This window comes from Novosphingobium sp. SG754 (assembly GCF_013149315.1).
Lineage (GTDB): Bacteria > Pseudomonadota > Alphaproteobacteria > Sphingomonadales > Sphingomonadaceae > Novosphingobium > Novosphingobium capsulatum.
The window spans coordinates 129811-143115 of the sequence record NZ_JABGCC010000006.1; the positions used below are offsets into that span (position 1 = coordinate 129811).

Here is a 13305-nt window from a genome sequence, read left to right on the forward strand (position 1 = left end):
GTACAAGCTCCTGGGCGGTATGCCCACGGTTAATTCAAGAGCCGTGCCAATCGCGCGAATGCGGCATAGGGATGGTTTCGGATGCGGGGTCTTCGCGGTTGCGTGCGGCGCCCAGCGGGGTGCCGGCCTGGGCGCGGACTCGGGCCAGGGCCTGCGCCTCTGCCGCGATGCGATCGGCCACGGCAGCGCGGCGGCGCTCGGCCGCGGCCACTTCGGCGGCGCGGGCATCGGCAATGCGGCGGGCGGTGTCGATTTCGCCGGCAGTGCTGCGGGCAATGCGTTCGAGACCCGCGCGAAATGCGCCAAGGTGGGCCAATGCCGCACCATCATCGGCATCGGTGCGCGCGGCATAGCTGTCTGCCAGGGTGCCGGTGCGCTCGGCCAGATGTTGCAACTGGGTCAGCGTGCTTTCGGCCTGACCGGCGGCCAGCATCGCCTGGCGATGGCCGATCTCGCGCAGCTTTTCCAGCCGGCGCAGCCGCACCAGCCGCTGGTTGCGGGCCTTGATCGTCATGGCGCGCTCAGCCGCCCAGCAACTGGGTCAATTGGTTAATGCAGCTGTCCAGTGGCACTATGTCCTGCGCGGGTTGCATCAGGAAATCGGCCAGCGCGCCGTGCATGGCAATCGCCTGGTCCAGCTGCGGGTCGGCCCCCTGGCGATAGGCCCCCATCAGCACCAGATCGCGGTTGGCCTCATAGGCGGCGATCAGCGCGCGAAACTGCCGGGCCAGGGCTTGGTGCTGCGGGCTGGTGATGTCGGTCATCACACGGCTGAGCGAGGCGGGAATGTCGATCGCGGGATAGTGCCCGCGCTGCGCCAGATCGCGCGAGAGCACGATGTGCCCATCCAGGATCGAGCGGGCGGTATCGACCACCGGATCGTCCTGGTTGTCGCCATCGGCCAGCACGGTGTAGAGCCCGGTGATCGAGCCGCCGCTGGCCGCCGAATTGCCGGCGCGCTCCACCAGCTTGGTGATCGTCGCCAGCGCCGATGGGGGATAGCCGCGCGCCGCGCCGGGTTCGCCCAGCAGCAGCGCGATTTCGCGCCCGGCGTGGGCCACGCGCGTCAGGCTGTCCATGATCAGCAGCACGCGCCGCCCCTGGGCGCGGAAGTATTCGGCCAGCGCCGTGGCCATCATCGCCCCACGAATGCGCAGGTTGGGCGCATGGTCGGCCGGCACGGCGATCACCGCGCTGTGCGCGCGCTTGTTGCCGGCCATGTGCCGCTCGACAAAGTCCGACACTTCGCGCGCGCGCTCGCCGATCAGGCCAACGATGACGATTTCGGCCTGGGCGCCATGGGCGACCATGTCGAGCAGCACCGATTTGCCCACGCCCGATCCGGCCATGATGCCGATGCGCTGGCCCACGCCGAACGTGGTCAGGGCGTTGAGCGCGCGCACCCCGGTATCGAACGATTGCCGCACCGGGCTGCGATCGAGCGCGCCGGCGCGCACGCCGCCGGCCGGCCATTCGGCATGGGTGGCGAGCGGCGGTCCGCCATCGATGGGGTGGCCTTCGCCATCCACCGCGCGGCCCAGGAACGCCTCGCCCACCGGCACCATGCCAGGCCGCCCTTCGGGCCGCACATAGGCGCCCGGGCGCAACAGCACCGGATCGCCCAGCAGCATCATCAGGCTGCGGCCATTGCGAAAGCCGATCACTTCGGCCGCCAGATCGCCGCGCCCGTGGGCGATGCGGCATTGCGTGCCGATCGGCACCGACAGGCCCGACACTTCCAGCAGCCCGCCATCGCAGGCGCTGAGCCGGCCATAGCGGCGCGGGGCAAGATCGGGATGGGCACCGGCCAGGCGCGCCAGCAATGGCAGCGCGGGATGCAGGCCGCCGGTGGTGCGATCAAGGCTGCCGCCATCGGCTGGCGGCATCAGCATTGCCGCAGCGCCTCTTCCACCGCGCGGCGCCATTGCAGCGGGCCATCTTCCACCCCGCCCAGCGCGCCATCGACGCGCACCGCGCCGCGTTCCAGGCTGGAATCGGGCTCGCAGTGCCAGTCTTCGGGCAAGTGCTGGCCCACCAGCGCCAGGTCTTCGGGATGCAGGCGGATCACGCGGGCATCTTCGGCGCGGGCGAGCATCTGCGCGGCGCGGCGCACGCGCTGCTCCAGCGCGGCGGGATCGATCGCGGCATCGGCCAACACCGCCTCGCACAGGGCCAGCACCGTCTGGCGCAGGCGCTGCTCCAGCGCATCGATCTGCGCGGCGTCCATGGCGCGCAAGGCGCTTTCGATGCGGTGGCGCGCGGCGTCCTGGGTGGCGGCATCGGCCTGTGCCTGGGCCAGTGCGGCGGCTTGGCCGGCGGCAAAACCATCGGCGCGGGCGCGCTCGATCGGGTCTTCGCGTTCGGGCTCGGGCATCGCGGCAAATTCGGCCGGGGGCGCCACGGGGATGCGGGCAAAGCGCGGGTCGAGCGTGAAGCCCTGCGATTGCGCCGGCACCGCGCCCCAGGCGCGCAAGGTGCGCCCGGGTTCGGGAATGCGCAGCAGGTCAGACATAGTCATCGTCACCCGAGCCGAACACGATCACCCCTTCGGCCGAAAGGCGGCGAGCGGCGGTAATCATGGCCTTTTGCGCCTCGGTCACTTCGGCGCGCTTGAGGCGTCCGCGCGCGGCGATCTCGTCGCGCACGCCATCGGCGGCGCGGCTCGACATGGCGCGGAAGAACACCTCGCGCTGCGGTTCCTCGATGCCCTTGAGCGCGGCGATCAGCGTGTCGCTGTCCACCTCGCGCAGCATGGCGCCCATCGATTGCGCATCCAGCACATAGAGATGCTCGAACTTGAACATCTCGTTCTCGATTTCCTTGGCGAGGGCTTTGTCCATCTTGGTGAGTTCGGGCATGACCCGCTTCTCCACCGCCTTGGCCGCCGCGTTGATGATCTCGGCCGCCTCGCGCGGGCCACCCATGGTCAGGGCAGAGCGGCTGTGGATCGCCACGATGCGGCGGGTCAGCACCTCTTCCAGCATACGCAGCGCCTCGGCCGAGACCTTGCCCAGCGTGGCAATGCGGTGGACCACCTGGGTCTGGATCGTTTCGGGCAGGCCGTGCAGCACGGCGGCGGCCACTTCCGGGTCGATCTGCACCAGCAGCACGGCAATTGCCTGGGGGTGCTCGCCGCGCACCAGCGGGATCAGCACTTCGGGGTTGAGCCAGCGTGCCAGTTCCAGGGCCGAGGTATCCTGCGCCGCTTCGGGCGCGATGCGGTGCATCAGGTTGACGGCCTTCACCTCGCCCACCGCGCGCGTCATCAGATCGCGCACCTGGCCCACGCGATCGTGCGCGGTCAGGCCCAGGCGCTCGGTCCGCTCGACAAAGCCGGTGATCGACTGGGCGATGGCCACCGGGCCGATCTCGCCCAGCGCGCACATCTTTTCGCCCAGCAGACGCAGTTCCTTGGGATCGAGCTGCGCCAGCAGATCGGCCGCCTGCTGGTCTTCCAGCAGCATGACCATGACGGCGGCCAGTTCGGGATCGGTCATGCTGCCCAAACCCTCTGCCATGTCGCTGTCCATGTTATGAGGCGCCTTCTTCGCTCGGTTCCTTCAGCATCTGGCGCAGCACGGCCACGGCGCTGTCGGGCTTTTCCTGGACCAGGCGCTGGGCCAGGCCCACCTGGCGGCTGAGCAGTTCGGTATCGATCGCGCCGGTTTCATCCTGCGCTGGCGCCAGCATCGGCTTGATCATGCCGGTGGTGGGCCCAGGGCCGATCTCGCGGCTGGGGCGCGGGGCGTTGGGATCGGCAGCGCCCTCGGCGCGTGCGGCGTTGGCCTCCTCTGCGTCCTCGTCGTCGTCTTCGCTGGCGGCGGCCTTGCCCTTCTTGCGGGCGTCCTTGCCCTTGGCCGATGCACCGCCATCGCGGCGCAGCGCCTTGATCAGCGGGCGCACGCCCAGCAGCAGCGTCAAAAGCACCGCCACCAGCGCCACGCCGTTGCGCACCGCCATGGCAAACCAGGGCTGTTCATAGAACTTGGGCGGGGTGATGTCGGCCGGGTTGAACGCGCGCACCGCCACGGCCACCTGGTCCCCGCGCGTGGGATCGGCGCCCACGGCCGCGCTCACCAGCTGCTTGATCTGGTCGATCTCGGCGGGCTTGGCCTTGGCCAGCACCGCCGAAGACAGCGCCACCGCCACGGTGAGGCGGCGGATCTTGCCCGGCGTATTGTTGGTCACCGCCACTTCGCGGCCCAGTTCATAGGTTTTCGAGGACGAGCTTTCGCCATTGCTGGGCGCCGCGCCCGATGGGCTGGGCGAGGGCGTGCCCTGCGGCGCGCCAACCGCGGCGGTGGTGGGCGCGGGCGGGGTGTTGGACAAGACACCCGGCACCCCCACCGCGCCCGGCCCGCTGGTCTGCGAGGCCGATTGCTGCTCGGTGCGCACCGCGCCCTGCTTGTCATAGCTTTCGCGGGCCGAGGTCACCTGGTCCATGTCCAGATCGACCTGCACCTCGCTGGAAAAGTTGCCTTCGCCCAGCATCGGGGTCAGCAGCTGGGAAATCTGCTCGCGCAGTTTGTCTTCCAGCCGGCCCTGGATTTCCAGGCGATCAGCATCGCCCGGCTTGTCGGCCGACAGAAGGCGCCCGTGCTGGTCGATCACCTTGACCGCATCGACCGAGAGTTCCGGCACCGATCCGGCCACCAGGTTGACGATCGCCGAAACCTGGCTGGTGGCCAGTTGCCGCCCCTTGGCCAGGCGCACCATGACCGAGGCAGAGGGCGCGGCGGTATCGCGCACGAAGACCGATTTTTCCGGCTGGGCCAGGTGCACACGCACCGCCTCCACCCCGTCGATCTGCATGATGGTCAGTTCCAGCTCGCGCTCGCGCGCGGCTTGCAGCCGCTGCCCTTCCAGGGTGCGGCTGGCCCCCATCGGCAGCTTGTCGATCATCTGCTCGCCGGTTTCGGGTGTGGCCACCGCGCCATCGGATGCCGCCACCATGCGCGCCTTGTAGAGGTCGTTTTCCCCCACGGTGATCGCGCCGGTGGAATTGTCGATGTGATAGGCGATCGCCGCCTTGTCGAGCGCGGCCGTCACCTGCGCGCGCTCTGCATCCGACAGATCGGAATAGAGCATGCGCTGCGGCGCGGGCGCCATGGTCAGCCACAGCAGCCCGGTCAGCCCGGCGGCGGTAATCCCGCCGAACCAGGGCAGCATGCGGCGCAGCGGCGGCTGGCGCAGGAACGCCCCCATCCGGGCGGGCAGGGCACCGCCGGCGGGATCGGTCAAGGGCGCCAGAAGCGAGGGTGGCGGGCTGCCACCGGCCCCCACGGGAACCAGATCGGCCATCTATCAGACCCCCATCCGCATGATGTCCTGGTAGGCGGTCAACAGCTTGTTGCGCACCTGCAGCGTGGCTTCAAAGGCAACGCCGGCTTCCTGGCGCGCCAGCATCACCTTGGCGACATCGACCGTCTCGCCCTTTTCATAGGCAGCGCTGATGCCGTCGGCCTTGGTCTGGCTGGCATTGACCGTGTCGAGCGCCGACTTGAGCGCGTCGGTAAAGCCACCGGTCGGCGAATTGGTTTCGGCCGGTAACCCGCTTTCGGGCGTGCGGATCTGTTGCAGCAGGTGCGAGCGATCGATGATCTGCTGGCGCATGGCCATGATCTGCTGGATTCCGCCCCCGGCGCCTATGCCGTTGATCGCGCTCATCGCCGGCCTCCTGCCACGGCAATGCCGGCTTCACGGAAGCTGGCCAGGCGATAGCGCAGGGTGCGTTCGGAAATGCCCAGCTGGCGCGCCGCTTCCACGCGGCTGCCGCCGCAGGCTTCCAGCGTCGCCAGGATCGCGCGCGCTTCGGAAAGCTGGACAATGTTGGACAGCTTGCCTGCCTGGGGCGCGCGCACTTCGGCCAGGGCTGCGTCGCTGGCGGGGCTGCGCGCGGGGCGATCGAACACGATATGCTCCGGCCCGATCTCGGCCTGGTCGCCGGCCAGCAGCAGGGCGCGGCGCACCACGTTTTCCAGCTCGCGCACGTTGCCCGGCCAGCCGTGACAGCCCAGCATGGCCAGCGCCGCGTCCGACAGCCAGGGCAGCGGCCGATCGGCCGGCGCGTGACGCATCATCAGGGCAAAGGCCAAGGGCGCGATATCGTCGGGCCGCTCGGCCAGCGCGCGCAGCGTCAGCGGGAAGACGTTGAGCCGGTAATAGAGATCGGCGCGGAACCGCCCCTCTTCCACTTCGGATGGCAGATCGCGGTTGGCGCAGGCGATGATGCGCACGTCCACCTTGACCGGCTGGGTTGCGCCCAGTGGCACCACTTCGCCTTCCTGCAGCGCGCGCAGCAGCTTGGCTTGCAGCGAGAGCGGCATTTCGGCGATTTCATCCAGCAGCAGCGTGCCGCCATGGGCCGCGCGGAAAAAGCCTTCGCCGGCCGCGCTGGCGCCGGTGAACGCGCCCTTCTGATGGCCGAACAGCAGCGCTTCCAGCATGGTTTCGGGCATGGCGGCGCAGTTGACGCCGATGAACGGCTTGTCGTGGCGGGGGCTGGCGGCGTGGATGAACCGGCTCAACACTTCCTTGCCGGTGCCGGTAGGGCCGTTGATCAGCACGGGGATGTCGCTGACGGCCAGACGCTCGGCCAGCGCCAGGATCGATAGGGTTTCGGGATCGGCGGCAATCGGCATGCCGGGCGCGGTGGCGCAGGCGATGATCGCGGCCAGCGCGCTTTCCGACAGCGGATCGGCATAGCGCACCACGTGGCGCTTGCCATTGGCCATGCGCGCCAGCGCCGGCTGCGCCCCGCGTTCCAGCACCACCGCCGGGCGGCGCGGATCGAGCGCGCCCACATCGGTTGAATCGGCCAGCACGGGCAGGGGGCCCATGCCCGGCGTATTGAGCACCGCTGCAGCGCGCATGATCAGCGCGCCGTGGCGCGCCTGCGCCTGCCCGCTTATCGGCAATCTGTCGCCGCAATCGCTGTTCATCACTTTGACCCCCGTCTTAACCATATCCACGACGCTGTTTTTCGCGCGAAACCGTCAAATGGTGTGAAACTTTAAGATCAGCGACCGTGCTAAGGGGAAACACGTATACGGCGCCGCCGCAAAACCGCTGACCGGCAAGATTTTGCCCTTAAATTGCCGCCCATCCTGCCGGTCTTTGCCGTGCAGCCGGTCAATCCCTGGACTGGCAGCGATTGGGGTCTGTCCCGAAAATCGGAGAAACATCATGGCGGTAATCAACACCAACGTCAGCGCCATCAAGGCGGCCAACGCTTCCAACTCGGCAAGCAAGCTGGCTGCAACCGCGATGGAACGGCTGTCGACCGGCAAGCGAATCAACAGTGCCAAGGACGATGCCGCGGGCCTGGCCATTTCCACGACCATGACCGCGCAGATCACCGGCATGTCGCAGGGCGTGCGCAACGCCAACGACGGCATCTCGATGGCGCAGACGGCCGAAGGCGCGCTCAGCGAAGTGACCAACATGCTGCAGCGCGTGCGCGAACTGGCCGTGCAGTCGAAGTCGGACACCTATCAGCAGTCTGACCGCGACGCGATGCAGTCGGAAGTCTCGAACCTGAATGCCCAGATTTCCGACGTGCTCAACAACACCGAGTTCAACGGCAACAAGGTGTTCAAGGTTGCTGGCGGCACGGCGGCCACCGACGGCAGCGATGACGTGAAAAGCTCGATCCAGACCGGTGCCAACACCACCGACACGGTCGACCTCGTCAGCAAGGCGTTCTCGGGCGTCAACCTGTTCGGCGGCACCGACACGTCCTACAGCGCCACCTCGACCACCCAGGCGCTCGACGTGTCCGACACCGGCAAGGCGTCGACCACGATGGACAACGTCGATGCCGCGCTCAAGGAAGTGAACGCCACGCGCGCCACGCTCGGTGCCGGCCAGAACCGCCTCAGCTCGGTGGTCAACAACCTGAACGACAACATCACCAACCTGTCGGATGCCCGTTCGCGTATTCAGGATACCGACTACTCGGCCGAAACCACCCAGATGGCCAAGGCGCAGATCCTGGCCCAGGCGTCGACCGCGATGATCTCGCAGGCCAACCAGAACCAGCAGAACGTGCTGACGCTGCTGCGCTGATCCCTGCTGCCAATACCCGGTTCTCCACGGTGCCGGCGATTCCCCTGGGGATCGCCGGCCATCGTCGTTGTTGGGGGATCAGGTCTTCGGCTGGTGCAACAGCCCGTGGGCAAAGATGCGCGCGGCGTGCGCGGCGTGGCAGCGAATCGTTTCCGCGTCGGGCGCCGGCATCACGCCCACCGCCACGCGCATGTGCAGCTTGCCCCGCACCATGCCCAGGAACTGGTCTGCTGCCAAACGCGGATCGGGCAGGGCCAGGCCGCGCTGGCCGGCCACGCGTTGCAGCACGGCCGCCAGGGTCGTGCCGGCAATTTCCGGCCCGCAGCGAAAGAACATCTCTGCCGCTTCGTGGAATTGCACCCCGTCGGCATGGACCATGCGATAGACATCGATCGAGCGCTGGCTGCACAGCCCGGACAGGAAGCGCGTGCCGAAATCGGTAAGAATGCCCTCAAGGTCATCCGATTCGGTTTCCGCCAGTTCCTGAAGCGAGGCCATGACCGCGCCGCAGCCGCGCATCAGCACCGCTTCAAACAACTGCTCCTTCGACGGGAAATACTTGTAAAGCGTGGCCTTGGAACCGCCCAGCTCGGCCGCGATGGCTGACATCGAGGTGGCGCCATAGCCCGTCTGCGTGAACACTTGCGTGGCCACGGACAGGATGTTTTCCCGCCGCTCATCGGGCGAACAGCGTTTGAGTCTGCAATTGGACGGGTTAGTGACCATTCCGTACACATAGCTGTTGACAGGCGCAGTGCAAGGGCGCAGTTGCAGTTTAGTGACCGATCCGTACACGGTCGTCCCATTCCCGATTGCGCAAAGGCCTTGCATGATTGCCTCCCCCGCCGGTCTTTCCAACCGCGCGTCAGCCCTGTTTTCCGCCATGGTGTCTCCCGCCGCCGCGATTCGGCCGTTCTGGCGCGCGCCGCTGGTGAATGGCTTGGCCATGGCGGGCCTGCTGGCCGGCTGCGCCCCTGTTCCCGATCTTGGCCAGAAACCGGCGCTGCGCCAGGCAACCGCCAGCGATCTGGCGCTGCCGGCGGCAGAGCCGGCGCAGGCGGTGACGCCGGCCGATTGGCCTGCGGCCGATTGGTGGCAGGCGCTGCGCGATCCGCAGCTGTCCGCGCTGATCGCGGAAGGCGTGGCCAATTCTCCCACGCTGGCCCAGGCCGATGCCCGCCTGCGCGCCGCGCGCGGTCTCGCCCAGGAGAGCGGGGCGGCTTTGCTGCCCGGCATTTCCGCCAGCGCCAACGCGGCCGAAGCCAAGCAGAGCTACAACAACGGCATTCCCCCCGCCTTCGTGCCGCAGGGCTGGAACGATACCGGCGCGGCCTCGCTCAGCCTCAGCTACGAACTCGATTTCTTTGGCAAGAACCGCGCCGCCCTGCGCGCCGCCACGTCAGAGGCGCAGGCCGCCGAATATGAGGTGCAGGCCGCCCGCCTCGCCATCGCCACAGGCGTTGCCGATGCCTATGCCACCCTGGCCCGCGCCGCAGCCGCGCGGGATGTGCGGGCCCAGGCGCTGCAACTGCGCGAGGATACCGCCAAGCTGGTGCGCCAGCGCGTGGTCAACGGCCTCGATACCCGCGCCGAACAGCGCCAGGCCGAGGCTGGCATTCCGGTTGCCCGCGCCGATCTGGTGGCGGCGGACGAGGCGATTGCCCTGGCCCGCCATGCCCTGGCCGTGCTGATCGGCGCGCCGCCCGCACGCGGCGATGCGATTGCCCTGCCACAGCTTGCCACGCTGGCGCCGCAGGGCCTGCCCACCAACCTGGCGCTCGATCTGGTCGGCCGCCGTGCCGATGTCGCCGCCGCCCGCGCGCGGGCAGAGGCTGCCGCGGCGCGGGTGCAGGTGGCGCATGCCGCGTTCTATCCCAACGTCAACCTGATGGGCTTCATCGGCGTGCAGGCGCTTGGCCTCAGCAACCTGACGGCGAGCGGTTCCGATGCCGGATCGATCGGCCCGGCGATCAGCCTGCCGCTGTTTTCGGGCGGGCGCATCGCCGGTGGCTATCGCCAGGCGCGCGCCAGCTATGACGAAGCCGTAGCGAGCTACGACGATACCCTGCTCAAGGCGCTGCGCGATGTGGCCGATGCCGCTGCCTCCCGGCAATCGATCGATGCCCAGCGTGCCCAGTTGCAACAGGCGGTGGCCGCCTCTGACGATGCCTATCGCATTGCCCGCCGCCGTTACGAAGCCGGCCTGTCCACCTATCTGTCGGTGCTGTCGGCGCAGGATGCCCTGCTCGCCAACCGGCGCCTGCTTGCCGATCTGCAGGCGCGCACCCTGTCTGCCCACGTGGCGCTGGTGCGCGCCCTGGGCGGCGGCTTCCGCGCCGGCTGACCGCCGACGCGCTGCCGTTTGCCTGATCCCTGTTCTTCTTTCTGATGCCGAGACCCGCCCATGGCTGACATTGAACCCAACTTTCCCGATACGGACCAGGCCTCCAGCAAGGCCGATGCGCGCAAGGCCGCGCGCAAGCGTGGTTTCCTGATCTTTGCCGGTGTCGTGGCGCTGGTCGCGGCCGGCGTCGGCATCTACGAATGGATCGAAGGCGGGCGTTATGTCGAAACCGACAACGCCTATGTCGCGGCCGAAGTGGCACAGGTGACGCCGCTGGTCGCCGGCCCGGTGCGGCGCGTGGCGGTCAACAACACGCAAGTCGTCCGCAAGGGCGACGTGCTGGTAGAGCTTGATCCCACCGACGCCAAAATCGCCCTGGCCGCGGCCGAGGCGGACTATGCCGACGCGCTGCGCAAGGTGCGCCAGACCATCGCCACCGGCACGGCGCTGTCGGCCCAGGTGGGCGAGAAGCAGGCCGATATCGCCCGCATGACCGCGCAAGTGCAGGTGGCCATGGCCGATGTCCAACGCGCCGAGATTGACCTCAAGCGGCGCCAGTCGCTGGTGGGCGACGGGGCGGTGTCGGGCGAGGAACTGACCACCGCACGCAATGCCTATGCTTCTGCGCAAGGCCAGCTTGCTGCCGCTCGCGCCAACCTGGCCGCCGCCCAGGCCGCGCGTGGCACCGCCAATGGCCAGCAGGCGGCCAATGCCGCATTGGTCACTGGCACCACGCCGGAAACCAATCCGCAGGTGCTGGCGGCCAAGGCCAGGCTTGACCAGGCGCGCATCAATCTCGATCGCACGGTGATCCGGGCCCCGGTCAGCGGCGTTGTCACCCAGCGCACGGTGCAGGTGGGGCAAAGCGTGGCGGTGGGCAGCCCGATGATGACCATCGTGCCGATCAGCCAGGCCTATGTCGATGCCAATTACAAGGAAAGCCAGTTGGCCCATGTGCGTCCCGGCCAGCCGGTGACGCTGACATCGGATCTCTATGGCGATGATGTGGTCTATCACGGGCGCGTCGTGGGCTTTTCCGGTGGCACCGGTTCGGCGCTGGCCGTGATCCCGGCGCAGAATGCCACGGGCAACTGGATCAAGGTGGTGCAGCGCCTGCCGGTGCGCGTCGCGCTCGATCCGCACGAACTGGGTGCGCACCCGCTGCGCATCGGCCTGTCGATGGATGCCACGATCGATACGCGCCCTGAAAAGGACCGGTCGCAGACCGGGCAGAACTGACATGGCCGGCGGACCGCCGATGGGCTTTGGCGATGGGCCGGCGCCGCTCAAGGGCGCCAAGCTGGCGCTGGGCGGCTTTGCGCTGGCGCTGTCGAACTTCGTCGTGCTGCTCGATATCACCATCGCCAACGTGTCGGTGCCGCATATCGCCGGCAGCCTGGCGGTGTCGCCCACGCAGGGCACCTGGGTGCTCACGTCCTATGCCGTGGCCGAGGCGATCTGCGTGCCGTTGACCGGCTGGCTCGCGCGCACGTTTGGTGCAGTGCGGGTGTTCATCATGGCGCTGCTGGGCTTTGGCCTGTTTTCGATGCTGTGCGGCATGGCCGGCAGCCTGAGCCTGCTGATCGCGTTCCGCGTGTGCCAGGGGCTGTGCGGCGGCCCGATCATGCCGATGACGCAGACCTTGCTGCTGCGCATATTCCCCAAGGACAAGGGCGGCGCCGCGCTGGGCCTGTGGGCGATGACCGTGGTGGTCGCGCCGATTGCCGGGCCGATCTGCGGTGGGTTCATTTCCGACAACTGGTCGTGGCACTGGCTGTTCTTCATCAACATTCCGCTCGCCGCATTCTCGCTGATCGTCGCCTGGCGGCTGGTGCGGCCGTACGAAACTCCCACGCAGAAATCGCCGATCGATTTCGTCGGTCTTGCGCTGTTGGTGATTTGGGTTGGTTCGCTGCAGATCATGCTCGACAAAGGGCGCGAGGAAGACTGGTTTTCCAGTGGCTTCATCATCACGCTCACCGTGGTCGCGATCATTGGCTTCATCTCGTTCCTGATCTGGGAATTGACCGAAGACCACCCGATCATTGACCTGTCGGTGTTCCGCAACCGCGGGTTTACCGTGGCCGTGGTGACGCAGTGCGTGGCCTACGCGGCGTTCTTCTCGTTCATCGTGCTGATCCCGCTCTTCCTGCAAACCAACCTCAACTACACCGCCACCTGGGCAGGTCTGGCGGTGGGCTGGGTCGGTGTCCTGGCCGTGGTCTTTTCGCCGATCGTGGCGCGGTTCGTGGGCAAGGTCGATACGCGCGGGCTGATCTCGTTCGGCATCCTGTGGCTGGCCGTAGTCGCCTGGCTGCGCACGCGCTGGGTAACCGACATGGGCTATTGGACCATCGCCTTTCCGCAGATGCTCCAGGGGCTGGGCATGCCGTTCTTCTTCGTCGGCTCCACCGCGCTGGCGATGGCTTCGGTGCGGCCCGACCAGACCGCATCGGGCGCGGGCATCCAGAACTTCATGCGCACGATGGCCGGCGCCTTTGCCACCTCGATGTCCACCACGCTGTGGGAACATTTCACCAAGTACAACCGCGCCGAACTGGTCGGGCTGATCCATCCGCCCACGCACACCGGCCTGCCGGCCGCGCAGGCGAGCATGATGTTGAGCCAACTGGTGCAGACCGAGGCGGTAACGCTCGCCACGCGCCAGGTCTTCATGGTGTGCACCATCGTCCTGTTCGTCTCGGCCGGGATGATCTGGCTGGCCCCCAAGCCGGGGCGGAAAAAGGGGTAGCGTTGCGCAAGCCGCTCGACTGGAAATTACCCGGCATTGTGAGCGCATGATGAAATTTCGCGCAGAGGCGAAGAGAGTGGCCTCTGCACGAGCTGGTTTGATGGGGATGTGCATACCCGGCAATGGCGGAAATCGCCCAATC

Annotated in this window: 13 protein-coding genes; 5 read left to right on the forward strand and 8 right to left on the reverse strand. The window is 67.8% G+C overall.

Features of this window, described 5'->3' with window-relative positions; translation table 11 throughout:
- Positions 1 to 34: 34 nt before the first annotated feature.
- From FHW97_RS16185 to FHW97_RS16215, 7 genes are read right to left on the reverse strand one after another with little or no spacing between them, the layout of a single operon-like run.
- On the reverse strand, positions 35 to 514 hold the full coding sequence (locus FHW97_RS16185) for a hypothetical protein (RefSeq protein ID WP_062787663.1): 480 nt from the start codon (positions 512 to 514) through the stop codon (positions 35 to 37).
- Between the two features lie 7 nt (positions 515 to 521).
- The gene (locus tag FHW97_RS16190; RefSeq protein ID WP_168352578.1) at positions 522 to 1886 is read right to left on the reverse strand and encodes a FliI/YscN family ATPase; all 1365 of its coding nucleotides are present in this window, start codon (positions 1884 to 1886) and stop codon (positions 522 to 524) included.
- Positions 1886 to 2518, reverse strand: a complete 633-nt coding sequence (locus FHW97_RS16195; protein WP_233251078.1) for a FliH/SctL family protein — start codon at positions 2516 to 2518, stop codon at positions 1886 to 1888. The genes FHW97_RS16190 and FHW97_RS16195 overlap by 1 nt, the downstream gene beginning before the upstream one ends.
- Positions 2505 to 3530 (reverse strand): flagellar motor switch protein FliG, encoded by a 1026-nt coding sequence (gene fliG / locus FHW97_RS16200; protein WP_022675420.1) that lies wholly within the window; start codon positions 3528 to 3530, stop codon positions 2505 to 2507. Before fliG ends, FHW97_RS16195 begins: the two co-directional genes overlap by 14 nt.
- Before the next feature lies 1 nt (position 3531).
- Positions 3532 to 5301: a flagellar basal-body MS-ring/collar protein FliF gene (gene fliF, locus FHW97_RS16205; protein WP_168352471.1), complete on the reverse strand. Its 1770-nt coding sequence runs from the start codon at positions 5299 to 5301 to the stop codon at positions 3532 to 3534.
- Positions 5302 to 5304: 3 nt separating this feature from the next.
- Positions 5305 to 5667 carry a flagellar hook-basal body complex protein FliE gene (gene fliE, locus FHW97_RS16210; RefSeq protein WP_022675422.1) on the reverse strand — a complete coding sequence of 121 codons (363 nt, stop codon included), beginning with the start codon at positions 5665 to 5667 and terminating at the stop codon, positions 5305 to 5307.
- Positions 5664 to 6872, reverse strand: coding sequence for a sigma-54-dependent Fis family transcriptional regulator (locus tag FHW97_RS16215; protein ID WP_168352579.1), 1209 nt, complete (start codon positions 6870 to 6872; stop codon positions 5664 to 5666). The genes fliE and FHW97_RS16215 overlap by 4 nt, the downstream gene beginning before the upstream one ends.
- Between FHW97_RS16215 and FHW97_RS16220 the strand changes: the two genes are divergently transcribed.
- On the forward strand, positions 6871 to 7008 hold the full coding sequence (locus tag FHW97_RS16220; protein ID WP_157089018.1) for a hypothetical protein: 138 nt from the start codon (positions 6871 to 6873) through the stop codon (positions 7006 to 7008). The two genes, FHW97_RS16215 and FHW97_RS16220, sit on opposite strands and share 2 nt — an antisense overlap.
- 177 nt (positions 7009 to 7185) lie before the next feature.
- A complete protein-coding gene (locus FHW97_RS16225; RefSeq protein WP_022675424.1) occupies positions 7186 to 8067 on the forward strand; it encodes a flagellin in 882 nt (293 codons plus the stop codon).
- 78 nt (positions 8068 to 8145) lie between these two features.
- On the opposite strand, the gene FHW97_RS16230 is transcribed toward FHW97_RS16225, so the two are convergent.
- On the reverse strand, positions 8146 to 8793 hold the full coding sequence (locus FHW97_RS16230; protein WP_168352472.1) for a TetR/AcrR family transcriptional regulator: 648 nt from the start codon (positions 8791 to 8793) through the stop codon (positions 8146 to 8148).
- Between the two features lie 103 nt (positions 8794 to 8896).
- Between FHW97_RS16230 and FHW97_RS16235 the strand changes: the two genes are divergently transcribed.
- The 3 genes from FHW97_RS16235 to FHW97_RS16245 are packed head-to-tail and all read left to right on the forward strand — an operon-like array spanning position 8897 to position 13163.
- Positions 8897 to 10411, forward strand: a complete 1515-nt coding sequence (locus FHW97_RS16235; protein ID WP_370525442.1) for an efflux transporter outer membrane subunit — start codon at positions 8897 to 8899, stop codon at positions 10409 to 10411.
- Positions 10412 to 10471: 60 nt separating this feature from the next.
- On the forward strand, positions 10472 to 11650 hold the full coding sequence (locus FHW97_RS16240) for an HlyD family efflux transporter periplasmic adaptor subunit (RefSeq protein ID WP_168352473.1): 1179 nt from the start codon (positions 10472 to 10474) through the stop codon (positions 11648 to 11650).
- 1 nt (position 11651) lies between these two features.
- Entirely contained in the window at positions 11652 to 13163 is a 1512-nt protein-coding gene (locus FHW97_RS16245; RefSeq protein WP_043609628.1) for a DHA2 family efflux MFS transporter permease subunit, read from the forward strand.
- The last annotated feature ends 142 nt before the right edge of the window (positions 13164 to 13305 follow it).